The following is a 22,375-nucleotide window of genomic DNA, read 5'->3' as shown; positions in this document are numbered from 1 at the left end:
TATTCCCGCCGTTGAATGTGTGGGAAACATCCCCATATACTGGTTTACATGTTAACGGTGCGTGTTGCACAGTCACGTCACCGGATTACCTGGCGGACACTAAACTAAGAGAGAGCTCTATGAATCCTGAGCGTTCTGAACGCATTGAAATCCCCGTATTGCCGTTGCGCGATGTGGTGGTTTATCCGCACATGGTCATACCCTTATTCGTAGGGCGGGAAAAATCTATCCGTTGCCTTGAAGCCGCCATGGATCATGATAAAAAAATCATGTTGGTTGCGCAGAAAGAAGCCTCAACGGATGAGCCGGGTGTAAACGATCTTTTCACCGTCGGGACCGTGGCCTCTATTCTGCAAATGCTGAAATTACCGGACGGTACTGTAAAAGTGCTGGTCGAGGGCTTGCAGCGCGCGCGTATTACCGCTTTATCAGACAATGGTGAACACTTCTCGGCGAAGGCGGAGTACCTTGATTCTCCGGCCATTGATGAACGTGAGCAAGAGGTGCTGGTACGCACCGCGATTAGCCAGTTCGAAGGCTATATCAAGCTCAACAAAAAAATCCCACCGGAAGTGCTGACGTCGCTGAACAGCATTGACGATCCTGCACGTCTGGCAGACACCATCGCAGCACACATGCCGCTGAAGCTGGCTGATAAGCAGTCTGTTTTGGAGATGTCCGACGTTAATGAACGTCTGGAATATCTGATGGCGATGATGGAATCGGAAATTGATCTGCTGCAGGTTGAGAAACGCATCCGTAATCGCGTCAAAAAGCAGATGGAGAAATCTCAGCGTGAGTACTATCTGAATGAGCAGATGAAGGCCATTCAGAAAGAACTGGGTGAGATGGACGACGCCCCGGACGAAAACGAAGCGCTGAAACGCAAAATCGACGCGGCGAAAATGCCGAAAGAGGCAAAAGAAAAAGCCGAAGCTGAACTGCAAAAACTCAAAATGATGTCCCCGATGTCTGCGGAAGCGACAGTGGTGCGTGGCTACATTGAGTGGATGGTTCAGGTTCCGTGGAATGCCCGCAGCAAGGTCAAAAAAGACCTGCGTCAGGCGCAAGAGATTCTGGACACGGACCACTATGGTCTTGAGCGTGTCAAAGATCGCATCCTTGAGTACCTCGCGGTTCAAAGCCGTGTTAACAAGCTGAAAGGGCCGATTCTGTGCCTGGTAGGACCGCCGGGGGTGGGTAAAACCTCTCTGGGCCAGTCCATTGCGAAAGCCACCGGGCGCAAGTACATCCGTATGGCACTGGGTGGTGTACGTGATGAAGCGGAAATCCGCGGTCACCGCCGTACCTACATTGGTTCTATGCCGGGTAAACTGATCCAGAAAATGGCCAAAGTGGGCGTTAAAAACCCGCTGTTCCTGCTTGATGAGATCGACAAAATGTCTTCGGACATGCGTGGCGATCCGGCTTCAGCGCTGTTGGAAGTCTTGGATCCGGAACAGAACGTGGCGTTCAGCGACCACTATCTGGAAGTGGATTACGACCTGAGCGACGTGATGTTTGTCGCCACGTCGAACTCCATGAATATCCCAGCGCCGTTGCTCGATCGTATGGAGGTGATTCGTCTGTCCGGTTATACCGAAGATGAAAAACTGAACATCGCAAGACAGCACCTGTTGCCGAAACAGATTGAACGCAACGCATTGAAAAAAGGTGAATTGACGGTTGATGACAGCGCTATTGTTGGCATCATTCGTTATTACACTCGCGAAGCGGGTGTGCGTAGCCTTGAGCGTGAAATCTCTAAGCTGTGCCGTAAAGCGGTTAAACAACTGCTGTTGGATCCGGCGCTTAAACATATCGAGATCAACGGTGAAAACCTGCACGACTACTTGGGTGTTCAGCGCTTTGACTATGGCCGTGCGGATGATGAAAACCGCGTTGGTCAGGTTACAGGTCTCGCCTGGACAGAAGTGGGCGGCGATCTGTTGACCATCGAAACAGCGTGCGTGCCGGGTAAGGGCAAGCTGACCTACACTGGTTCTTTGGGTGAAGTGATGCAGGAATCTATCCAGGCCGCGTTGACCGTTGTGCGTGCTCGTGCTGAGAAATTGGGCATTAACGGCGACTTCTACGAAAAACGTGATATTCACGTTCACGTACCGGAAGGGGCTACGCCAAAGGACGGTCCGAGCGCAGGTATTGCCATGTGTACGGCACTGGTTTCCTGTCTGACAGGTAACCCGGTGCGTGCCGATGTTGCGATGACCGGTGAAATCACGCTGCGTGGTCAGGTTCTGCCTATTGGTGGCCTGAAAGAGAAATTGCTGGCTGCCCACCGTGGTGGCATTAAAACCGTCCTGATTCCTTTCGAGAACAAACGCGATCTTGAGGAAATTCCGGAAAACGTTATTGCTGATCTGGATATTCACCCGGTTAAACGTATCGACGAAGTTCTGGCGCTTGCATTGCAGAATGAACCCTTCGGTATGCAGGTTGTAACGGCAAAATAGTGACACCGCGCAAAGAGCGTTGATAAAAACAAGGCTGGTAAGGCATTTCGTACTTGCCAGCCTTTTTTTGTATAGCTAATTTAGATTGCTGGTTGGGTGTGTCATCATCAACTGGTGTTGTAAGGGCATGACAGGCCTGATATAACTGCTGCGCGGTCGCACTGTGAAGGATGCAGGTGCGATATAAATTATAAAGAGAGGAAGAGAAGAGTGAATAAATCTCAACTGATAGACAAGATTGCCGCAGGGGCCGATATCTCTAAAGCGGCAGCTGGACGTGCGTTAGATGCTTTAATTGCTTCGGTTACTGAATCTCTGAAAGCTGGGGATGACGTAGCGCTGGTAGGTTTTGGTACCTTCGCTGTTAAAGAGCGTGCTGCGCGTACTGGCCGCAACCCGCAAACAGGTAAAGAAATCACCATCGCCGCCGCTAAAGTTCCTGGCTTCCGCGCAGGCAAGGCGCTGAAAGACGCGGTAAACTGATCGCTTTCCCATTAGGGAAGGTGAAAAAGAACAAGGGCGCATCGAGAGATGTGCCTTTTTTTATTTGTTCAGCCATCTTTATCTGAGTTTCTACGTGTTCTGGGCTGACAATCGACCCCTTTTCTTGTCAAAATACATCTTTGTACGCAGCGTCGGGAAACTGAGTGACTGCGCGAGGTCTACAGTCACCTACAGCGGAGTGTTGTTACACCATGATGGACAATTTACGCACGGCAGCAAACAGCATCGTGCTCAAGATCATATTCGGCATCATTATTGTGTCGTTCATTTTGACCGGCGTCAGTAGCTATCTCATCGGCGGTAACGATACCTATGCCGCAAAAGTTAACGGTCAGGAGATTGGTCGCGGGCAATTTGAAAATGCCGTTGCCAGCGAACGTAACCGCATGCAGCAGCAACTTGGCGATCAGTACTCTGAACTGGCTGCCAACGAAAACTACATTAAATCTATGCGTCAGCAGGTTCTGAATCGTCTTATCGATGAAGCGCTGCTTGACCAGTATGCGAAACAGCTGCACCTTGGCATCAGCGATGAGCAGGTTAAAAGCGCCATTTTCGCCACTCAGGCTTTCCAGTCGAATGGCAAATTTGATAACGCCCGCTTCAACGGCATCGTGAATCAGATGGGCATGAGTGCCGATCAATATGCACAGGCTCTGCGCAATCAACTTATTTCCCAGCAGCTGATTAATGCTGTCGCGGGTACAGATTTCATGCTGAAAGGCGAAACGGATGAGCTAGCTGAACTGGTTGCTCAGCAGCGTATCGTGCGTGAAGCGGTTATTGACGTGAACAAACTGGCCGCCACGCAGACCGTTAGCGATGAAGAAATTGCTGGCTTCTATGAGCAAAACAAAGGCCGTTTCGTAACACCTGAACAATTCCGCGTTAGCTACATCAAACTGGATGCCGCTAATATGCAGACCGCTGTCAGCGATACCGACATTCAGTCCTATTACGATCAGCATCAGGATCAGTTCACGCAGCCGCAGCGTAACCGCTACAGCGTGATTCAGACCAAAACAGAAGATGAAGCGAAAGCGATTCTCGATGAGCTTAACAAAGGTGGCGATTTCGCCGCGCTGGCGAAAGCAAAATCTGCAGATATCATCTCTGCCCGTAACGGCGGTGATATGGGGTGGCTGGAACCTTCCACCACGCCGGATGAACTGAAAAATTCTGGTCTGAAAGACAAAGGCCAGCTTTCGGGTGTGATCAAATCCTCCGTCGGTTTCCTCGTTGTCCGTCTTGATGACATTCAGCCAGCGAAAGCCAAACCGCTGAGCGACGTGCATGATGAAATTGCAGCGAAAGTGAAGCAGGAAAAGGCGCTGGATGCGTGGTATGCGCTGCAACAGAAAGTCAGTGAAGCTGCCAGCAACGACAACGAAACCCTGGCCGGTGCAGAACAAGCGGCGGGTGTGAAAGCGGTTGAGACGGGCTGGTTTGGTCGTGACAACCTGCCAGAAGAGCTGAACTTTAAACCGGTCACTAATGCTATTTTTGACGGTGGTCTGGTGGGGGCAAACGGTGCTCCGGGCAGCAACTCCGATATCATCACGGTAGATGGTGATCGTGCGTTCGTACTGCGCGTCAGCGAGCATAAACCTGAAGCGACTAAGCCTCTGAATGAAGTAAAAGCCCAGGTGAGCGATATTGTTAAACACAATAAAGCTGAACAGCAGGCGAAACTGGATGCAGAGAAGCTGGTTGCTGCCCTGAAAGATGGTAAAGGCGATGAGGCGCTGAAAGCGGCGGGTGTGAGCTTTGGTGCGGCTAAAACGCTGGCACGTACCGGACAAGATCCTATCAGCCAGGCGGCATTCTCCTTACCGCTGCCGGCGAAAGATAAGCCGGGCTATGGCGTAGCCAATGATATGCAGGGCAACGTAGTTGTGTTGGCGCTGGATGAAGTTAAAGCCGGTACCATGCCGGATGCGCAGAAAAAAGCGATGGTCCAGGGCATTACCCAGAACAACGCTCAGATCGCTTTCGAAGCGATGATGAACAACCTGCGTAAAGAAGCCAAAATCAAATTAGGTAGCCAACTCGATCCGCAGCAATAACGAGATGCCTTCCACAAATTTTGCAATGTAATGCAAACTCAAAGGCCGCTTTCGCGGCCTTTTCCATTTCTGCGTTTTGCCATTTGTCCTGATTTCATGCCTTGTTTATCGTGTGCTCACTGTTAACAAACAAGGAGAAACAGTATGAAACATGGAATCAAGGCACTCTTAATTACCCTTACTTTTGCTTGCGCAGGTATGGCGCAAAGCGCTTATGCCGCGCCTTCCGACGCCGGAGCCAAAGCAACGGTTGTTCAGTCGAAAGCGGACAACACATCCACCACACAAAGCAAAAAAATGGAAGGGGTGAAAAGCACCGATGATGAAGGTGGCACCCAGGTCAGTATCAATACGGGGAGTGCGGAAGAACTGGCGCGTGTCATGAATGGTGTCGGCATGAAAAAGGCACAAGCGATTGTCAGCTACCGTGAAGAGTACGGTCCATTCAAAACCCTGGAAGATCTGAAACAGGTACCTGGAATGGGGCATTCGCTGGTGGAACGTAACCTCAACCATCTCACTCTCTGAAGTTCCCCCTTGCGCAGTTGCTAATCTTTGCCATGCTAAAGAGGTCATACCAGTGATGACCTCTGTTCCTATAACAAAAGTGAAGGCAAAAGCGCTATGCAGACTCAGATTAAAGTTCGTGGTTTCCATCTTGATGTTTATCAACACGTCAACAATGCCCGCTACCTTGAGTTTCTCGAAGAGGCGAGATGGGATGGACTGGAGAACAACGAAAACTTTCAATGGATGACGGCGAATAACATCGCGTTCGTGGTCGTCAACATCAATATTAATTACCGCCGACCGGCTGTGCTTGGCGATCGTCTGACGGTGACAAGCCACGTTAAGCAGATCAACGGCAGAAGCGGCGTACTCAGTCAGGTGGTGACGCTGGATCCTGAAGGTGAGGTGGTTGCGGATGCGCTGGTCACCTTTGTTTGCATCGATCTAAAAACGCAGAAAGCGCTGTCGTTGGATGGTGAGTTACGTACAAAACTGGAGGAGATGATCCGCGAGGAGATGTAGCGATCTGATTATTTTTCAAAAGAATCCCCGGCAGGTAAGACGCCACCGGGGAATTTAACTTATTTCAGGCCGGTTTTCTGTTTCATTACCGCCGTCACGCCCGGTTTGTCCGCCAGGTAGTGGTTCAGCCCGTTAGCACGCAAGTTACAGGCTGCGCACTGCCCACAGCCATCACCCTTGATGCCGTTGTAGCAGGTCAGCGTCTCGGTACGAACCAGGTCAAGTTTGCCCCAGTAGTCGGCCAGTGCCCAGGTCTCTGCTTTGTCCAGCCACATCAGCGGCGTCTCAAAGCGAATATCTTTTGCCATGCCGAGGTTCACGGCGTGGTTGAGTGCTTTAACGAACTCATCACGGCAGTCAGGGTAGCCAGAGAAATCGGTCTCACAGACGCCGGTAATGATGGCTTCGGCCTGCACCTGATACGCATAAATGGCAGTCAGGGTTAAGAACAGGATATTACGGCCAGGAACGAAGGTGTTCGGGATGCCACTGGCATCAGGCTCATAATCCGGGACCGGGATGCTGTCCCGCGTCAGGCTGCTCACCGCCAGTTCATTCAGCAAGGTGACGTCCAGCACTTTATGTGCCCGAGCGCCGAGGAAGAGTGCCAGTTCACGAGCAACATCGATTTCGGCACGATGGCGCTGACCATAATCGAAGGTGACGCAATGCACTTCATCGTATTGTTGTAACGCCTGCACCAGACAGGTCGTGGAATCTTGCCCGCCACTAAACACGACAACGGCACGTTTCATAATTCTTCCCGGATTCATTCATAAAGCAATATGGTAACGCGAGCGGCTGGCATCGACCAGCTTCTTCACTGCATCGGCGGTGGCAGCCAGGCCTGAGTGAAATCAAACCAGCCGCGGGTATTTAACTGAATGCCCTCAACGCCCGGCGGTGCGCTAATACGATACTGGTAGTTAAACAGCGGTGTCAGAATGGCCTCGTCCATCAGGCGACTGAATACGGCCTGGAGCGCGGCGATCCTTGTCTGTTCATCCGCCAGGCTTTGTACTGCGTCCAGGGTGACTTGCAGATGCGCAAACTGCGAAATGCTGAGCACGTTCGGCCACAAGGGATCGCAGCGAAGCCACTGTTCAAGCGTGTACTCCGGAGCTTCTCCAATCAGCCTGTCACCCAGCATGATGTCAGCACTGGATAGCGCCTCGCACCCCTCCCAGGTTTTGGCATCATGAAAAATAACGGTCAATTCGCAGCCCAGCGTTGCCAGGTAGTGTTTCAACTGCTGCGCCATGGTGTGCAACTCCACTGGCAGGTGATAAACCAGCGTCAGGGTGGCGGGCAGATCAACCGTCTCTTGTTGCGACCAGTGTGGCATGTCCCAGCCGGGAATGAGTGCTTTGCTGGGGGTAATAAGATCTTCATCCACTGGTAGTGTCTGTAGCAGGGTAGTCTGATGAATAATCTGCACCAGTCGGCGGGATTGCGCCGGGCTCAGCGTCGATCCGGCGCGCTGGGCGAGATAACAAAAGCCGAGACTCGTACTGTTGCTTACGGGCTTGAGATGAACCAGTTCATCCGGTTCACCAATGGCAATTTGCACCGGATGGCGGCAACTGGTCCCGAGATCCTGCTCGAACAACAGCGGCGTTATCCAGTACTCCACGGCTTTCAGAAACGGGTGATTGAGATGGTAATGCTCATGGCTTTCGAGTCGCACCAGTTCCTTACTGAAGGAGGTCAGTTGAAAAGGTCCGGTACCCGACATGGGCAAATGCGGGTGTGCCAGTACACAGGCGTAGCTGGCAAGCCGATGCGCCAGCCAGAAGTCCGGGTGATGGAGTCTGAACGTCAGGCAGTGGGAGTGCGTAGCCTCCACGGTATTCACGCTGGCAAACAAGGTACGTAGCGCGGGAAGATCCAGCAACATCATAAAGCGCTGTTGCAACTGACGTGCATCCACCGCATCACCGTTATGCCAGTGCAGGGTTGGCCGGATGTGAAAACGCCAGCAAAGCTTGTCTTCGCTGATGTCCCAGTGGTGCGCCAGGTCTCCCTGCGGCAAAACACTGTCGCTTGCAAAACGCGTCAGGCCAGAAAACACCTGGCTTGCCAGATGCTGCTCCGCGCGGCCGGGTAGAAAGCCGGGATACAGCGGTTCCAGTGGGCGGTAATAGGGGATGCGCAGGGTCGGCGTGTCGTTTTGCCAGTAACCGCCTAAGAAAGGATTGAGCAACGTCCGCAAATCTTCCGGAGCGAGTTGCGCCAGCGCCAGGGCGTTATGCTGCTGTCCGGTGTTCAGGGCAGCTTCCATCATCTCCTGGCGCAATGATTCCGGGGTGCGTAAAAACTGCAAATCTCCCCGTTTCCCTCGCCCTGACCGGGACTGCCAGGATAGCCATCCCGCTGCCTGCATCTGACGTAACAACGTGCGCATATGTCGCTCGCTGCAAAAGCAGTCGGCGGCAAGGCCTGCAACGCTCACCTGCAGGTTTTCCCCTGATGAAAGCTGCCACAAGCGCTGGTATTGGTTGAGTCGGTTAAGTTGTCGCATAAACCCGGAACAATTTTTCCTATCTGCTCACTATTACTTCCGTATATATCAGGCAATACTTTTGCGCAATACGAGGCGTTGAAATCTGGAGATGAAATATGGCCCGGCTGGCAGCTTTTGATATGGATGGCACTTTGCTCATGCCCGATCACCGATTGGGCGACCTGACGCTCGCGACGCTACGCCGTCTGCGTGAACGCGACATCACCCTGGCGTTTGCCACCGGTCGACATGCGCTGGAGATGCGCAAGATCGTCAAAACCATTGCGCTGGATGCTTTTCTCATTACCGGCAACGGTACCCGTATTCATTCACTGGAAGGGGAACTCTTACATCATCAGGATCTCGACCCGGAAATTGCGGAGCGGGTGCTGCACAGCAAATGGGATACCCAGGCCAGTATTCACGCTTTTAATGATTCCGGCTGGCTGACCAATAAACCGATTCCGGACGAGATGAACGAACATCTCTATAGCGGGTTCACTTATCAACTGGTGGATTTAAAACGCCTGCCAGCACATCACGTCACCAAGATCTGTTTTGTTGGCGAACATGACGACCTTTGTCGTCTGCGTGTGCAGTTGAATGAGGTGCTGGATGGGCGGGCGACGCTCTGTTTCTCGGCCGCTTATTGTCTTGAAGTCTTGCCTCTCGGATGTAACAAAGGCGCTGCGCTCACCATGCTAAGCGGTCTGCTGAATGTGCAGATGCAGGATTGCATGGCGTTCGGCGATGCCATGAACGACGCAGAGATGCTGGCGAGCGTCGGGCGCGGATTAATTATGGGTAACGCGATGCCACAACTGCGCGCTGCCCTCCCCAATTTACCGGTGATAGGACACTGCCGTAATCAGGCCGTGTCCCACTATTTAACGCATTGGCTGGACACACCACATCTTCCTTATTCCCCCGAATGACGAGATTTTTCCAGCAAGCCAGACGCTTTGTCTGGCTTTTTTTATTTCACTAACCGGTTTATCTCTGCCTGCCAGGGGCGGATATCGCCAATGTTACTCGCCACCCACTGGGGGTTGTAATAGGTTTCCAGATAGCGCTCGCCGCTGTCGCACAATAAGGTGACGATAGAGCCCGTGCGGCCCTCTTCACGCATGCGAACGGCCATGTTCAGCGCCCCCCACATATTGGTACCGGTGGATGCTCCGACTTTGCGACCCAGTTGGGTTTCCAGCCACAGTGCGGTCGCCACGCTTGCTGCATCCGGCACCCGCAGCATTTCGTCGACCACATCAGGAATAAAGGAGGGCTCGACGCGCGGTCGCCCGATGCCTTCAATTTTGCTGCCGACCGAAGCACGCAGTGCGGTATCTCGGGTCTGCCAGAAATCCATAAAGACGGAGTTTTCCGGGTCAACCACCATCAGCCTGGTGTCATACCCCTGGCAGCGGATATAGCGGCCAATCGTTGCAGACGTACCGCCCGTTCCGGCGCTCATGACAATGCACTCGGGTACCGGATGGGGTTCATTTTTCATCTGCCGGAAAATGCTGTCAGCGATATTGTTGTTACCCCGCCAGTCGGTGGCGCGTTCGGCAAAGGTAAACTGATCCATGTAGTGACCGTTCAGTTCGCGGGCCAGCATTTCCGATGCGGCGTAGATTTCGCACGCGCTCTCCACGAAATGGCAGCGTCCGCCATAAAACTCGATCTGTTCAACTTTGCGCTTCGCGGTACAGCGGGGCATAACCGCAATAAACGGCAGCCCAAGTAACCGGGCGAAATAGGCTTCCGATACGGCAGTTGAACCGGAAGAGGCTTCGATAATGGTTGTGCCTTCTTTAATCCAGCCATTGCAAAGACCGTACAGGAACAGCGAACGTGCCAGCCGGTGTTTAAGACTGCCGGTCGGGTGTGTGCTTTCATCTTTTAAATAGAGTTGGATCCCGGCAAAGGCGGGCAGCGTCAGGCGAATCAGGTGCGTGTCCGCTGAGCGTTGATAGTCGGCATTAATTTCGCTGATCGCGTGTTTTACCCAGTCACTGTTCATTCATCTATTCCGTTTATCATTTTGTGCCCAGAATAGAGCAAAGCGCAGAAAAAATTGTTGCCATTTTGCCTTTGGAATAGAATGTGAAGAGAAATATTTTCTCTATGAGGCGGCTATGATAGATAAAATTGACCGTAAGTTGCTTTCATTACTGCAGAAGGACTGTTCCCTCTCTTTGCAGGCACTCGCGGATGCCGTTAATCTGACCACCACACCCTGCTGGAAACGATTAAAACGCCTGGAAGATGACGGTATTCTTCTGGCGCGGGTGGCGATGCTGGATGCGGAGAAACTCGGGCTTAGCCTGACCGCATTTGTGCTGATCAAGACCCAGCACCACAGTAGCGATTGGTATTCCCGTTTCACCGCTGTGGTGACGGAAATGCCCGAAGTGCTCGGCTTCTGGCGTATGGCAGGTGAATATGATTACCTGCTGCGTGTGCAGGTGGCAGACATGAAGCGTTACGATGATTTCTACAAGAAACTGGTCAACAGTGTGCCTGGGCTATCGGATGTGACGTCGAGTTTCGCCATGGAACAGATTAAATACACCACGGCTTTACCCATTGAATAACCCTCCCGGCTTATGTCGGAAAAATCACGTTCAGGATGTAACCGCGTGCGATTATTTGCTCAGTTAAGCTGGTATTTTCGCCGGGAATGGCGACGCTATCTCGGTGCTGTTGGCTTACTTATCATCATTGCCATTTTGCAGCTTGTTCCTCCAAAAGTGGTGGGCGTGCTGGTGGATGGCGTAACCCGACAGCATTACACCACCTCTCAAATCATGATGTGGATTGGTTCGCTGGTGCTGATAGCCATCGTCACCTACCTGCTGCGTTATGTCTGGCGCGTCTGGTTGTTTGGAGCCTCTTATCAACTGGCAGTTGAACTGCGCGAAGATTTTTATCGTCAGCTCAGCCGTCAACATCCGGAGTTCTACCTTCGTCATCGCACCGGGGACTTAATGGCGCGCGCAACGAATGACGTTGACCGTGTGGTCTTTGCCGCCGGAGAAGGGGTACTGACGCTGGTGGATTCGCTGGTGATGGGCTGTGTGGTGCTGATTGTGATGTCGACGCAAATCAGCTGGCAGCTTACCTTACTCTCTCTGCTCCCGATGCCGATCATGGCGTTGGTCATTAAACGCTATGGCGATCAGTTGCACCAGCGCTTCAAGCTCGCGCAGGCGGCTTTTTCTGCGCTCAACGATCGAACCCAGGAGAGCATGACCAGCATCAGGATGATCAAAGCCTTTGGTCTGGAAGACCGCCAGTCAGCTCTGTTTGCCGGTGAGGCTGCGGACACCGGTGCGAAAAATATGCGTGTCGCGCGCGTAGATGCACGTTTTGATCCCACGATTTACATCGCCATCGGCATGGCTAACCTCTTGGCCATCGGCGGCGGGAGCTGGATGGTGGTGCAAGGCTCACTGACGCTGGGGCAACTGACCAGTTTTATGATGTATCTGGGGCTGATGATTTGGCCAATGCTCGCACTGGCCTGGATGTTCAATATCGTTGAGCGCGGTAGCGCCGCGTATACCCGCATTCGTGACATGCTGGCAGAAGCGCCAGTGGTCAGCGACGGCAACACATCGGTGCCGGTGGGGCGCGGTAAGCTGGACGTCGCGATCCGTGAATTTATCTATCCGCACACCGCGCAGCCTGTCCTCAGCAACGTCAACGTCAGCCTGGAACCCGGTCAGATGCTCGGCATCTGCGGGCCGACAGGCTCAGGAAAAAGTACGCTGCTCTCCTTAATTCAGCGCCACTTTGACGTTGAGCAGGGTGACATTCGATTCCATTCGATTCCGTTGACGAAACTTAAACTGGATGAATGGCGCAGCCGCCTTGCGGTCGTCAATCAGACACCGTTCCTCTTCTCCGATACGGTCGGCAGTAATATTGCGCTGGGCAAACCAGGTGCTACCCAGGAAGAAATTGAACATGTCGCCAGACTGGCCAGCGTGCATGAAGACATTCTCCGTCTGCCGCAGGGCTATGAGACGGAAGTCGGCGAGCGAGGTGTGATGCTTTCCGGCGGACAAAAACAGCGTATTTCTATTGCCCGTGCGCTGTTGCTGGATGCGGAAATTCTGCTGCTGGACGATGCCCTCTCTGCCGTTGATGGGCGCACTGAACATCAGATTCTGCACAATCTCCGCCAGTGGGGGGAGGGCCGCACGGTCATTATCAGTGCGCACCGTTTGTCGGCCCTGGCCGAAGCCAGCGAAATTCTGGTGATGCAGCACGGACACGTTGTCCAGCGAGGTGAGCACGAGCAGCTCGCCCGCCAACCGGGCTGGTATCGCGATATGCACCGTTACCAGCAACTGGAAGCGGCGCTGGATGATGCGCCAGAGGAGGCCAGCAATGCGTAATTTTGGACAGTTATGGCCGACCTTGAAGCGGCTGCTGGAATATGGAAAACCCTGGCGCAAGCAACTGATTAAAGCGGTATTCATGTTGTGGATCGCGGCGGCAGCGGAAGTGACTGGCCCGGCGCTCATCAGTTATTTCATCGATAACATGGTAGCGAAAAGCTATCTGCCCCTTGGCCTGGTGGCCGGGTTAGTTGTGGCTTATGTCGGCCTGCAATTCCTGGCGGCGGGACTCCACTACGCCCAGGCGTTGCTCTTCAATCAGGCCGCCGTTGGCGTGGTGCAACAGTTACGTACCGATGTGATGGATGCGGCGTTACGCCAACCGCTTAACGCGTTCGATACCCAGCCTGTGGGGCAGATCATCTCCCGCGTCACCAATGACACGGAAGTCATCCGCGATCTGTACGTTACCGTGGTAGCGACAGTCCTGCGCAGTGCAGCGTTGATTGGCGCGATGCTGGTGGCGATGTTTAGCCTCGACTGGCGTATGGCACTGGTGGCGATCGCCATCTTCCCGGCGGTACTGATTGTGATGCTTATTTACCAGCGTTATAGCACGCCCATTGTGCGCCGGATGCGTGCCTATCTGGCAGACATTAACGACGGCTTTAACGAAGTCATCAACGGGATGAGTGTTATTCAGCAGTTCCGTCAGCAGGGGCGCTTTGGTGAGAGAATGGGGGAGGCAAGTCGCTCACATTATCTGGCACGTATGCAGACTCTGCGTCTCGACGGCTTCCTGCTGCGTCCGCTACTGAGCTTATTCACCACGCTTATCCTGTGCGGCCTGCTGATGCTGTTTGGGTTTAGTGCCACGGGCTCGGTTGAGGTCGGGGTGTTGTATGCCTTTATTAGCTATCTGGGGCGACTGAACGAACCGTTAATTGAACTCACCACCCAGCAATCCATGCTGCAACAGGCGGTGGTAGCGGGGGAGCGTGTCTTCGAACTGATGGACTGCCCGCGCCAGACTTATGGTTACGACGATGAGCCGCTGAAAAGCGGTGCTATCGACATCGATAATGTGTCGTTTGCATACCGGGATGACCAACTGGTCTTGCAGGACATCAACCTGAGCGTACCGCCGCGCAGTTTTGTGGCGCTGGTGGGACATACCGGCAGCGGTAAAAGTACGCTCGCGAATCTGCTCATGGGCTATTACCCACTGACTAAAGGTGAAATCCGCCTTGATGGTCGTCCGCTCTCGGCACTGAGCCATGCTTCGCTGCGCAAAGGGGTGGCCATGGTGCAGCAGGATCCGGTCGTGATGGCTGACAGTTTCTTCGCTAACGTGACGTTGGGTCGTGATATTTCTGAGGAGCAGGTCTGGCAGGCTTTGGAGACCGTGCAGCTTGCAGATCTGGCGCGCGGTATGGGTGATGGCATCTATACGCGTCTGGGTGAGCAGGGGAACAATCTTTCGGTCGGGCAAAAACAGCTGCTTGCGCTGGCGCGTGTGTTGGTCGATACGCCGCAAATCCTGATCCTCGATGAAGCTACCGCTAATATCGATTCAGGCACCGAGCAGGCGATTCAGCAGGCTCTCACCGCGGTACGGGAGCACACGACGCTGGTAGTGATTGCTCATCGATTGTCGACTATTGTTGAGGCCCAGACCATTCTTGTGCTCCATCGTGGACAGGCTGTTGAACGAGGGACGCACCAGCAACTCCTTGAAACAAAAGGACGTTACTGGCAAATGTACCAGCTCCAACTGGCGGGTGAAGAGCTAGCCGCTAGCTTACAAGAAGAATCGCTAATCGCCTGATGCACCATAATCAGGCACGCTACTGACAGCTATCACTGTTGGTGCAAAAAACTAACGCATCACGCACTGTCGTGGTGCGTTTTTCTTTTCCAGGAACAATCTGAACCCTTCTCGTTTTCATCGCCCGATAACCTCACCCCCATTCGGAGGCTTAAGAGCCTGAAAATGTCTCATTTTTCATTTCTGGCACAGCCCTTGCAATATCTTCTACGTGTTAGCTGCGGCCATTATCGATTTTCGACTGGAGGGGGATCTATGAAGCTGGTTACCGTGGTCATTAAGCCATTTAAGCTGGAAGACGTTCGTGAAGCGCTGTCTTCAATTGGTATTCAAGGGTTGACTGTTACTGAAGTGAAAGGGTTTGGGCGTCAGAAAGGGCATGCTGAACTTTACCGTGGTGCTGAGTACAGCGTTAACTTCCTGCCGAAAGTGAAGATTGACGTGGCAATCGCTGATGATCAACTCGATGAAGTGATTGATGTCATTAGCAAAGCGGCCTACACCGGAAAAATTGGCGACGGCAAAATTTTCGTTGCTGAGCTGCAACGTGTCATTCGTATTCGTACCGGCGAAGCCGACGAAGCGGCACTGTAATACCTGCACACAGTGAGAAGGATGGGGAATAAAATGAAGAAAGCAACATTGAAAGCAGGTCTTGCCTCGCTGGCATTACTGCCTGGCCTTGCGATGGCCGCTCCGGCGGTCGCTGATAAAGCCGATAACGCCTTTATGATGATCTGCACCGCGCTGGTGCTGTTCATGACAATTCCGGGCATTGCCTTGTTCTATGGCGGTTTGATCCGCGGCAAAAACGTACTTTCCATGCTGACACAGGTGGCGGTCACCTTTGCTCTGGTTTGTGTCTTGTGGGTGGTTTACGGTTACTCCCTGGCTTTCAGTGAAGGCAATAGCTTCTTCGGTAGCTTTAACTGGGCGATGCTGAAAAATATCGAACTCAAAGCGGTGATGGGTAGCTTCTACCAGTACATCCATGTCGCATTCCAGGGTTCTTTCGCCTGTATTACTGTCGGCCTCATCGTTGGTGCTCTGGCTGAACGTATCCGTTTCTCTGCGGTCCTGATCTTCGTTGTGGTGTGGCTGACCCTCTCTTATGTGCCGATTGCGCACATGGTCTGGGGCGGTGGTCTGCTGGCAACGCATGGTGCAATGGACTTCGCGGGTGGTACTGTCGTACACATCAACGCCGCGGTCGCAGGGCTGGTCGGTGCCTACCTGATTGGCAAACGTGTGGGCTTCGGTAAAGAAGCATTCAAACCGCACAATCTGCCGATGGTCTTCAGTGGTACTGCGATCCTCTACTTTGGCTGGTTTGGCTTCAACGCAGGTTCTGCAAGTGCAGCTAACGAAATTGCTGCGCTGGCGTTCGTTAACACCGTTGTTGCGACAGCGGGTGCTATCCTCTCCTGGGTCTTTGGTGAGTGGGCACTGCGCGGTAAACCTTCTCTTCTGGGCGCCTGTTCCGGTGCGATTGCAGGTCTGGTAGGTATTACACCAGCATGTGGTTATGTGGGGGTTGGTGGTGCGCTGATTGTTGGTCTCGTTGCAGGTCTGGCAGGTCTCTGGGGTGTAACATCCCTGAAACGCTGGCTGCGTGTGGACGATCCGTGTGATGTGTTTGGTGTTCACGGTGTCTGCGGTATTGTTGGTTGCATCATGACCGGTATTTTCGCTGCGACCTCTCTGGGTGGCGTGGGTTATGCGGAAGGCGTGACTATGGGCCATCAGCTTCTGGTTCAGTTGGAAAGTATCGCTATCACCATCGTGTGGTCAGGTGTGGTTGCCTTTATCGGTTACAAGCTGGCTGACATGACCGTGGGTCTGCGTGTACCGGAAGATCAAGAGCGCGAAGGGCTGGACGTCAACAGCCACGGCGAAAACGCCTACAACGCCTGACAGAACTGAGTTATCTCCAAAGCAAAAAAAGCCTCCCGCTGGGAGGCTTTTTCATATCTGCGCGATATCAGGCCCCGCGGTTACGCATCACGCCTTCCTGTACGGTAGACGCCACCAGTACACCGTCACGGTTATAAAACTCACCGCGTACAAATCCCCTTGCGCTGGAAGCCGATGTACTTTCTACACTGTAGAGCAGCCAGTCGTTCAAATCGAAGGGTCGATGGAACCACATTGAGTGATCGATAGTTGCCACCTGCATACCTTTTTCGAGGAAGCCTACGCCGTGTGGCTGAAGCGCAACCAGCAGGAAGTGGAAGTCCGAGGCATATCCAAGCAGATATTGCTGCACGCGCAAATCTTGCGGTAGTGTACCGTTCGCGCGCATCCAGACCTGACGGGTTGGCTCGGCCTTGTGGCCTTTCAGCGGGTTATGGAATTCAACCGGGCGGATTTCAATCGGCTTGTCGCCCAGAAACTTCTCCTTCACCAGCGGCGGTAGGAAGGCCGACAGCTCGCGGGCAATTTCGGTTTCTGATTTCAGCGACTCCGGACCCGGTGCCTCTGGCATGGTTTTTTGATGCTCGTAGCCCGGCTCCGGCGCCTGGAACGACGCAGTCATATAGAAAATGGGTTTGCCGTTTTGAATGGCGGCGACACGACGGGCGCTGAAGCTATTGCCATCGCGCAACACTTCCACATCATAAATAATCGGTTTCTGGCTATCGCCAGGACGCAGAAAATAGCTGTGAAAAGAGTGAACCAGACGTTCGGCCGGAACGGTCTCTTTAGCGGCATACAATGCCTGCCCGACGACCTGGCCTCCGAAGACCTGGCGCAGCCCTAAATCTTCGCTCTGCCCACGAAAAAGACCCTCTTCAATTTTTTCCAGATTCAATAATGACAGCAGATTGTTAAGCGCCTGACTCATAGGTGTCCTCAATAATGTATACGCCGCCGAAGCGAATGCTTCGAATAGTATAACCTGGAAATTAAAGTGGTCCGATGGGTGCAATAATCTGAATAGATAGGGGTTTGCAGGAAGAAATCAGTGATATGTGCCACACTTGAACACGTTACGAGGATTTGACCACACATTCTGGCAGGACGGTGTCCTGTTGGTGCATAGAAGATAAGGAGAACTCATGAAACTCGTGCACATGTTAAGTGGTTTGGCCGTGGCGGTTGCGCTGGCCGGCTGCGCCAAAAAAGGTGCGGATATTCCAACCCCAACGCCGAATCCTAATGCCCCGGCGGCAGTCAATCAGGCCGCAATTACACAGCCTAATGTTTCGGGTACGGTGTGGATTCGTCAAAAAGTTGCGCTTCCACCTGATGCGGTCTTAACCGTGACGGTTTCTGACGCGAGCATGGCCGATGCGCCATCGAAAATTATTGCGCAAAAAGCGGTACGTACCGAAGGCAAACAGTCACCGTTTAGCTTTGTACTCCCGTTCAACCCTGCGGACGTTCAGCCTAATGCCCGTATTCTGCTGAGTGCGGCTATCACGATTAACGACAAAATTGTCTTTATCACTGATACCGTTAAGCCAATCATCAACCAGGGCGGCACGAAAGCCGAGTTGACGCTGGTTCCGGTACAGCAGACAGCTGTTCCGCTGCAGGAAGGTGGGGGCGCAGCAACCACGGTGCCTTCAACTTCTCCGACTCAGGTCACCCCTTCGGCGGCAACCCCGGCTCCGACACAAATGTAACTTAACGACGCCTCTTCTCCTGACGGGGAAGGGGCGTTAATACATCCATCTGTATTGCTGTAAATCGACTTTCCCACTTCCTGACACCACCACACCTTCTTGCATCAATGCCTGGCGCTGACGTTGTAAATCTGGCCCGGTTAGCGAAATACAACCATGACGATTAACCACCCGATGCCAGGGAAGAGAACTGCCTTCCGGGAGACGTTTGAGCACCCCTCCTACCTGTCTCGCCGCGCGTGGAGTGCCCGCCAGTCTGGCGACATCACCGTAGGTCGTTACATACCCTTCTGGGATTGAGGCGACGATTTGCCAGACCCGTTGTGGGAAAGAATCGTGATTATCCATACAAGCTTCCTGATGCGTGAGTCTCCAGAATATCAGGGTGTTAGCGTCTGTGAAGGGGGAATCGTGCAAGAAAACAGCATCTGTTTGTCATCAGCTTGCAATTGAAGTAATGGACAGGGATAATGCGCCAGCGCGTTGGATAACAACGCTCTCAATGGAGGCCCTGTTGGTTCTCCCGCAATGCTACTTTGTTTACCAGGTCAGGTCCGGAAGGAAGCAGCCAAGGCAAAGAACGCGTGTGCCGGGATGTAGCTGGCAGGGCCTCCACCCATTTCAGCCCCTCCGTTTCTTCATTTCTCTGCTTGATCGCGCCCGCTTTTCTGCCGTATGGTCAATTAAACGCCACTTACGCAGGATGCTATTGCCGTGAATGCTTCACCACTTGTTACCGAGCGATTAATTCTCGAACCCCTGGTCTCTGCAGACGCAGAACAGATTCAGCGAGTTTTTCCACGTTGGGAAATCGTGCGCTACCTGATTGCCAGCGTGCCATGGCCCTATCCAGAGGGCGCTGCTCGTCATTATGTCGATAATGTTGCGCTGCCCGCAGCAAAAGCCGGAACCGGTTGGTACTGGACGTTACGTCGTAAAGAAGATGCGCAACAGCTGATGGGGGGCATCTGTTTAATGGATACGCCTGATAATAATCGTGGTTTCTGGCTGGTACCCGAGTGGCAAGGGCAGGGTTATATGCGCGAAGCCTGTGAGGCCGTGACGCGATTCTGGTTTACGGAATTAAATAAACCGACGCTCCGGGCACCGAAAGCGGTGGCAAACGAGCGCTCAAAAAATCTCTCAGTGCAGACGGGAATGACGCTGATCCGTTGTGAAAAAGGGCAATATGTTGCCGGTGAGCTGGAGACGGAATTGTGGGAAATCACCCGTGATGAGTGGTTTGCACAACAAGAATAAGAGGCTGGGGCATGAAGCGTATGCTCCATGCCTGAGAGGTTAGAGATCGTCGCTGGAAACGGAACTGCGTGATTTCTGCAATGCCATCATATCTTCAGAGTCATACATCAGGGTTGCGCTACTGTCGCCATCTTCATCGCTGGTCAGTACCAGTGAGATATGGTCGTTATCAAAATTGATGTATGCCGTCTTGTTCGGACTCATATCGACGCTTTCAATCTCTTTCTGCGTTGAGTGTGATGCCAGTCCATATTTCCTTTTCAACGTTTCGATGGTTTTCACAATATCTTCATCCGGCAGGGCGATCGCTATTCGGATAAATTTATCGTTGGCAAAGAAAAACACCGCTTCAGTCTGTTTGCCTGCGAAGTTGAAATCTTCGCAAGCGTACATTTTGCCGATAGGTGCTTCTTCCGGTTCACCGATGGTGCACTTTGCCTGGGAGAGCACTTGGGTGGTTGAAGCCCCAAATTTCATATCCCGGTAACCTTCCGCTGCTATAACGGAGGTAGAACATGCAGCGAGTAATCCTGCCAGCGCATATCTCTTTTTAAGTTTCATGTTATCTGAGTCCCAGAATCAGTTTCGTCATGTAATTATATTGATGTGGGTATATTCTTGTTTGTCAGTCGTTTATACTAATCAACCATTAAGGCAAGTAAAGCCCAGGCTGGCCCTGCCTCCTTGTTTATGTGGGCGGTAGCAGATAACCATGTATTTGGTAATATATTTATTCTTTTTTTAGCTCTTGTCATTCACTTGAAATATTACCTTCATATAACTGTCATAAATCCTCTGCAAAATAATGATGGGAAATATTCAAACTGTCATAACAGTTAAATATAACTCTGGATCAAGGTATTAACTTCGTGTATTAATATTTCATCTTATTCACACGAGAAGGGATAATCATGACCACTGCGGTTTTAAACGTCAAAATTGATGAGGCGTTGAAAGAGAAACTTCGTCATTATGCAGAAGTGAATAATGAGAACCTAAGTACAGCAACGGAGAAACTGCTGCTTCTGGCTCTTGAGGCAGATGAAGCGGGCGGTGTTTCTGAAGATGAAATCGATAATCAGCATCTTGAAGAAGACAATGCTGCTCCACTAAGTTCTAAAGAAATCAAAGCGCTGCGCAAACTCCTGAAGAAGAAAAAATGAACCAACAACTGCTATCTATAGCCAGTAACTACGGTGAAGCATGCGAACTGTTGCGTTCGGGTTTCGTTAAGCAGGTTCGCCTGAACTGGAATATTGGAACGGATGAGTTCTTTCGTATTGCGAGTGACTGGTGCGATGCTGGTGCAAAAATTAAAAAAGAAGGGAACAGTTTTATCATTTCCTTAAAAGGTTTTCCGATTCCTCGCCAGCAGTAATACTTTCATCATGAAACTGTCATGTTAATTGCACAAAGTTTTGTGATGATATGCGCAAAATATAATATGTAACCATCTCAATTCATCATGGATGATGTTTACGGCGGGCCTGTCCGGGCTCGTCGACATTTGTTTTTTCTTTTGTCTTCCTTCATTCCACTCTACGACCGCAGCTGCACATAACAGTGCTGCGCGTAATGCGTTACACTCAGCCAACTCTGTTGCCTCGATGAACGCCATGAAACCTATTACGCTTTATGATGTTGCCCGCCACGCGGGTGTCTCTTACCAGACCGTGTCCCGTGTTATTAATCAGGGCGCACATGTCTCGCCCCGTACGCGGGAAAAGGTCATGGCGGCAATGACAGAGCTGCATTACATCCCCAATCGTGGCGCCCAACAGCTGGCGGGAAAACGGACCCGGACGCTGGGGTTACTGACCACAGATCTGGCCCTTCACGCACCGTCACAGATTGCCGCAGCGGTGAAATCCCGGGCCGGACAGGTTGGCGTTGGGGTGATCATTTCCATGCTCGAGCAACACGACGATGCTGCCTGCACGCTGGCATTGCAGGAGTTATTGGCTCAGCGGGTTGAAGGCCTGGTCATTAATGTCCCGCTTGAGGACAAACCCGCCGGCATGCTGGCCGAGCTGGCCCATCCGGTTCCTGCTCTCTTCCTCGATGTGAGCCAATCCGCGACGGTAAACAGTCTGGTCTTTGATGCCGGGCAGGGGGCTTATCTGGGCGTTACCCATCTTCTTGATCAAGGACACCAGCGCATCGCGCTGCTGGGAGGGCCATCCTCCTCTGTCTCTGCGCGGGCACGCATGGCCGGTTGGGTATCGGCACTGGATACGGCAGGGCTTTCACCCTGTGGATGTGAGTTCGGTGACTGGAGTGCTGCATCAGGTTATGAGAAAGGGCACCAGTTATTGGCTTCGGGCGTACAGCCGCAGGCCATCCTGGTCGCCAACGATCAAATGGCTCTTGGGGCGATCCGCGCCTGCACGGAAAAAGGGTTGCGCGTACCAGGACACATTTCCATCGTCGGCTATGACGATACCGCCGACAGCGCCTGGTACTCGCCTCCGCTGACGACTATCCGCCAGGCTTTCCGCGATGCCGGAGAGCAGAGCGTCGATTGGCTGCTCGCGCAGCAATCCGCGAAAGGAGAGGGCGAGTGGCAAACCCGACTGCCTGTCACTCTGGTCGAACGCGCATCAACCTCGCCGGAGAATCAAGCAGAGATTAGCGGTGAGAATCTGGCAAGGCAGCTACACGAGCTCGCCCGGATGGCGGCTCAGCTCGATCGACGTAATTAGTTTTGTGATCTTCCCGGCTTTCTCTCCT

21 protein-coding genes, 1 other RNA gene and 1 pseudogene are annotated in these 22,375 nt (G+C 52.7%); 17 read left to right on the top strand and 6 right to left on the bottom strand.

The window, feature by feature from the left end:
• Positions 1-119: 119 nt before the first annotated feature.
• The 5 genes from lon to AC5JPW_RS09430 all read left to right on the top strand — a co-directional run bounded on the left by lon (position 120) and on the right by AC5JPW_RS09430 (position 6,076).
• On the top strand, positions 120-2,474 hold the full coding sequence (gene lon, locus AC5JPW_RS09450; RefSeq protein WP_494239807.1) for an endopeptidase La: 2,355 nt from the start codon (positions 120-122) through the stop codon (positions 2,472-2,474).
• A 210-nt stretch (positions 2,475-2,684) separates the two neighbouring features.
• Positions 2,685-2,957 carry a nucleoid-associated protein HU-beta gene (hupB, locus tag AC5JPW_RS09445; protein WP_437432482.1) on the top strand — a complete coding sequence of 91 codons (273 nt, stop codon included), beginning with the start codon at positions 2,685-2,687 and terminating at the stop codon, positions 2,955-2,957.
• A gap of 212 nt (positions 2,958-3,169) precedes the next feature.
• Positions 3,170-5,044, top strand: a complete 1,875-nt coding sequence (ppiD, locus tag AC5JPW_RS09440; protein ID WP_494239805.1) for a peptidylprolyl isomerase — start codon at positions 3,170-3,172, stop codon at positions 5,042-5,044.
• A 144-nt stretch (positions 5,045-5,188) separates the two neighbouring features.
• Complete coding sequence (locus AC5JPW_RS09435) at positions 5,189-5,572, top strand: helix-hairpin-helix domain-containing protein (protein ID WP_494239804.1); 384 nt, start codon at positions 5,189-5,191, stop codon at positions 5,570-5,572.
• A gap of 96 nt (positions 5,573-5,668) precedes the next feature.
• The gene (locus AC5JPW_RS09430) at positions 5,669-6,076 is read left to right on the top strand and encodes a YbgC/FadM family acyl-CoA thioesterase (protein WP_494239802.1); all 408 of its coding nucleotides are present in this window, start codon (positions 5,669-5,671) and stop codon (positions 6,074-6,076) included.
• A 59-nt stretch (positions 6,077-6,135) separates the two neighbouring features.
• Here the strand turns inward: AC5JPW_RS09430 and queC are convergent, their stop codons facing one another.
• The gene (queC, locus tag AC5JPW_RS09425; protein ID WP_494239800.1) at positions 6,136-6,831 is read right to left on the bottom strand and encodes a 7-cyano-7-deazaguanine synthase QueC; all 696 of its coding nucleotides are present in this window, start codon (positions 6,829-6,831) and stop codon (positions 6,136-6,138) included.
• A gap of 65 nt (positions 6,832-6,896) precedes the next feature.
• Complete coding sequence (locus tag AC5JPW_RS09420) at positions 6,897-8,597, bottom strand: SgrR family transcriptional regulator (RefSeq protein WP_494239799.1); 1,701 nt, start codon at positions 8,595-8,597, stop codon at positions 6,897-6,899.
• A gap of 98 nt (positions 8,598-8,695) precedes the next feature.
• Here AC5JPW_RS09420 and cof point away from each other — a divergent pair, with 98 nt between their 5' ends.
• Positions 8,696-9,514: an HMP-PP phosphatase gene (gene cof, locus AC5JPW_RS09415; RefSeq protein WP_494239797.1), complete on the top strand. Its 819-nt coding sequence runs from the start codon at positions 8,696-8,698 to the stop codon at positions 9,512-9,514.
• Positions 9,515-9,555: 41 nt separating this feature from the next.
• Here cof and AC5JPW_RS09410 read toward each other — a convergent pair whose 3' ends face one another.
• Positions 9,556-10,602, bottom strand: a complete 1,047-nt coding sequence (locus tag AC5JPW_RS09410) for a PLP-dependent cysteine synthase family protein (RefSeq protein WP_494239795.1) — start codon at positions 10,600-10,602, stop codon at positions 9,556-9,558.
• Between the two features lie 115 nt (positions 10,603-10,717).
• On the opposite strand from AC5JPW_RS09410, the gene AC5JPW_RS09405 reads away from it, so the two are divergent.
• The 5 genes from AC5JPW_RS09405 (at position 10,718) to amtB (ending at position 16,670) form a co-directional block, all read left to right on the top strand.
• Positions 10,718-11,176 (top strand): Lrp/AsnC family transcriptional regulator, encoded by a 459-nt coding sequence (locus AC5JPW_RS09405; RefSeq protein ID WP_458044206.1) that lies wholly within the window; start codon positions 10,718-10,720, stop codon positions 11,174-11,176.
• A gap of 45 nt (positions 11,177-11,221) precedes the next feature.
• Positions 11,222-12,985 (top strand): SmdA family multidrug ABC transporter permease/ATP-binding protein, encoded by a 1,764-nt coding sequence (locus tag AC5JPW_RS09400; RefSeq protein WP_494239793.1) that lies wholly within the window; start codon positions 11,222-11,224, stop codon positions 12,983-12,985.
• The gene (locus AC5JPW_RS09395) at positions 12,978-14,756 is read left to right on the top strand and encodes a SmdB family multidrug efflux ABC transporter permease/ATP-binding protein (RefSeq protein ID WP_494239792.1); all 1,779 of its coding nucleotides are present in this window, start codon (positions 12,978-12,980) and stop codon (positions 14,754-14,756) included. The genes AC5JPW_RS09400 and AC5JPW_RS09395 overlap by 8 nt, the downstream gene beginning before the upstream one ends.
• Before the next feature lie 255 nt (positions 14,757-15,011).
• Positions 15,012-15,350 (top strand): P-II family nitrogen regulator, encoded by a 339-nt coding sequence (glnK, locus tag AC5JPW_RS09390; protein WP_002891893.1) that lies wholly within the window; start codon positions 15,012-15,014, stop codon positions 15,348-15,350.
• A 33-nt stretch (positions 15,351-15,383) separates the two neighbouring features.
• Positions 15,384-16,670: an ammonium transporter AmtB gene (amtB, locus tag AC5JPW_RS09385; RefSeq protein WP_494239789.1), complete on the top strand. Its 1,287-nt coding sequence runs from the start codon at positions 15,384-15,386 to the stop codon at positions 16,668-16,670.
• Between the two features lie 67 nt (positions 16,671-16,737).
• On the opposite strand, the gene tesB is transcribed toward amtB, so the two are convergent.
• Positions 16,738-17,601: an acyl-CoA thioesterase II gene (gene tesB, locus AC5JPW_RS09380; protein WP_494239788.1), complete on the bottom strand. Its 864-nt coding sequence runs from the start codon at positions 17,599-17,601 to the stop codon at positions 16,738-16,740.
• Between the two features lie 214 nt (positions 17,602-17,815).
• On the opposite strand from tesB, the gene AC5JPW_RS09375 reads away from it, so the two are divergent.
• Positions 17,816-18,385 (top strand): YbaY family lipoprotein, encoded by a 570-nt coding sequence (locus AC5JPW_RS09375; protein WP_494239787.1) that lies wholly within the window; start codon positions 17,816-17,818, stop codon positions 18,383-18,385.
• 36 nt (positions 18,386-18,421) lie between these two features.
• On the opposite strand, the pseudogene AC5JPW_RS09370 reads toward AC5JPW_RS09375, so the two are convergent.
• A pseudogene (locus tag AC5JPW_RS09370) lies at positions 18,422-18,813 on the bottom strand (MGMT family protein).
• Positions 18,814-18,897: 84 nt separating this feature from the next.
• Here AC5JPW_RS09370 and ffs point away from each other — a divergent pair.
• Together ffs and AC5JPW_RS09360 are read left to right on the top strand one after the other, a co-directional pair.
• Positions 18,898-18,994, top strand: an RNA gene (gene ffs, locus AC5JPW_RS09365) — signal recognition particle sRNA small type.
• Positions 18,995-19,099: 105 nt separating this feature from the next.
• Positions 19,100-19,645, top strand: coding sequence for a GNAT family N-acetyltransferase (locus tag AC5JPW_RS09360; RefSeq protein WP_494239786.1), 546 nt, complete (start codon positions 19,100-19,102; stop codon positions 19,643-19,645).
• Between the two features lie 39 nt (positions 19,646-19,684).
• Here AC5JPW_RS09360 and AC5JPW_RS09355 read toward each other — a convergent pair whose 3' ends face one another.
• Positions 19,685-20,206, bottom strand: coding sequence for a hypothetical protein (locus AC5JPW_RS09355; protein WP_494239784.1), 522 nt, complete (start codon positions 20,204-20,206; stop codon positions 19,685-19,687).
• A gap of 350 nt (positions 20,207-20,556) precedes the next feature.
• Between AC5JPW_RS09355 and AC5JPW_RS09350 the strand changes: the two genes are divergently transcribed.
• From AC5JPW_RS09350 to AC5JPW_RS09340, 3 genes are all read left to right on the top strand, one after another.
• A complete protein-coding gene (locus AC5JPW_RS09350; RefSeq protein WP_494239783.1) occupies positions 20,557-20,808 on the top strand; it encodes a hypothetical protein in 252 nt (83 codons plus the stop codon).
• Entirely contained in the window at positions 20,805-21,023 is a 219-nt protein-coding gene (locus tag AC5JPW_RS09345; RefSeq protein WP_494239782.1) for a hypothetical protein, read from the top strand. The genes AC5JPW_RS09350 and AC5JPW_RS09345 overlap by 4 nt, the downstream gene beginning before the upstream one ends.
• Positions 21,024-21,261: 238 nt before the next feature.
• Positions 21,262-22,347: a LacI family DNA-binding transcriptional regulator gene (locus AC5JPW_RS09340; protein WP_494239780.1), complete on the top strand. Its 1,086-nt coding sequence runs from the start codon at positions 21,262-21,264 to the stop codon at positions 22,345-22,347.
• Positions 22,348-22,375: the final 28 nt, after the last annotated feature.

The sequence above is a fragment of the Phytobacter sp. genome (assembly GCF_059074235.1).
This window is presented reverse-complemented; position numbering and strand designations above follow the sequence as displayed.

Coding starts and splice junctions, on each gene's coding strand:
- lon (WP_494239807.1), top strand. CDS start 120: ATGAATCCTGAGCGTTCTGAACGCATTGAAATCCCCGTATTGCCGTTG.
- ppiD (WP_494239805.1), top strand. CDS start 3,170: ATGATGGACAATTTACGCACGGCAGCAAACAGCATCGTGCTCAAGATC.
- AC5JPW_RS09435 (WP_494239804.1), top strand. CDS start 5,189: ATGAAACATGGAATCAAGGCACTCTTAATTACCCTTACTTTTGCTTGC.
- AC5JPW_RS09430 (WP_494239802.1), top strand. CDS start 5,669: ATGCAGACTCAGATTAAAGTTCGTGGTTTCCATCTTGATGTTTATCAA.
- queC (WP_494239800.1), bottom strand. CDS start 6,831: ATGAAACGTGCCGTTGTCGTGTTTAGTGGCGGGCAAGATTCCACGACC.
- AC5JPW_RS09420 (WP_494239799.1), bottom strand. CDS start 8,597: ATGCGACAACTTAACCGACTCAACCAATACCAGCGCTTGTGGCAGCTT.
- cof (WP_494239797.1), top strand. CDS start 8,696: ATGGCCCGGCTGGCAGCTTTTGATATGGATGGCACTTTGCTCATGCCC.
- AC5JPW_RS09410 (WP_494239795.1), bottom strand. CDS start 10,602: ATGAACAGTGACTGGGTAAAACACGCGATCAGCGAAATTAATGCCGAC.
- AC5JPW_RS09405 (WP_458044206.1), top strand. CDS start 10,718: ATGATAGATAAAATTGACCGTAAGTTGCTTTCATTACTGCAGAAGGAC.
- AC5JPW_RS09395 (WP_494239792.1), top strand. CDS start 12,978: ATGCGTAATTTTGGACAGTTATGGCCGACCTTGAAGCGGCTGCTGGAA.
- glnK (WP_002891893.1), top strand. CDS start 15,012: ATGAAGCTGGTTACCGTGGTCATTAAGCCATTTAAGCTGGAAGACGTT.
- amtB (WP_494239789.1), top strand. CDS start 15,384: ATGAAGAAAGCAACATTGAAAGCAGGTCTTGCCTCGCTGGCATTACTG.
- tesB (WP_494239788.1), bottom strand. CDS start 17,601: ATGAGTCAGGCGCTTAACAATCTGCTGTCATTATTGAATCTGGAAAAA.
- AC5JPW_RS09375 (WP_494239787.1), top strand. CDS start 17,816: ATGAAACTCGTGCACATGTTAAGTGGTTTGGCCGTGGCGGTTGCGCTG.
- AC5JPW_RS09355 (WP_494239784.1), bottom strand. CDS start 20,206: ATGAAACTTAAAAAGAGATATGCGCTGGCAGGATTACTCGCTGCATGT.
- AC5JPW_RS09350 (WP_494239783.1), top strand. CDS start 20,557: ATGACCACTGCGGTTTTAAACGTCAAAATTGATGAGGCGTTGAAAGAG.
- AC5JPW_RS09345 (WP_494239782.1), top strand. CDS start 20,805: ATGAACCAACAACTGCTATCTATAGCCAGTAACTACGGTGAAGCATGC.
- AC5JPW_RS09340 (WP_494239780.1), top strand. CDS start 21,262: ATGAAACCTATTACGCTTTATGATGTTGCCCGCCACGCGGGTGTCTCT.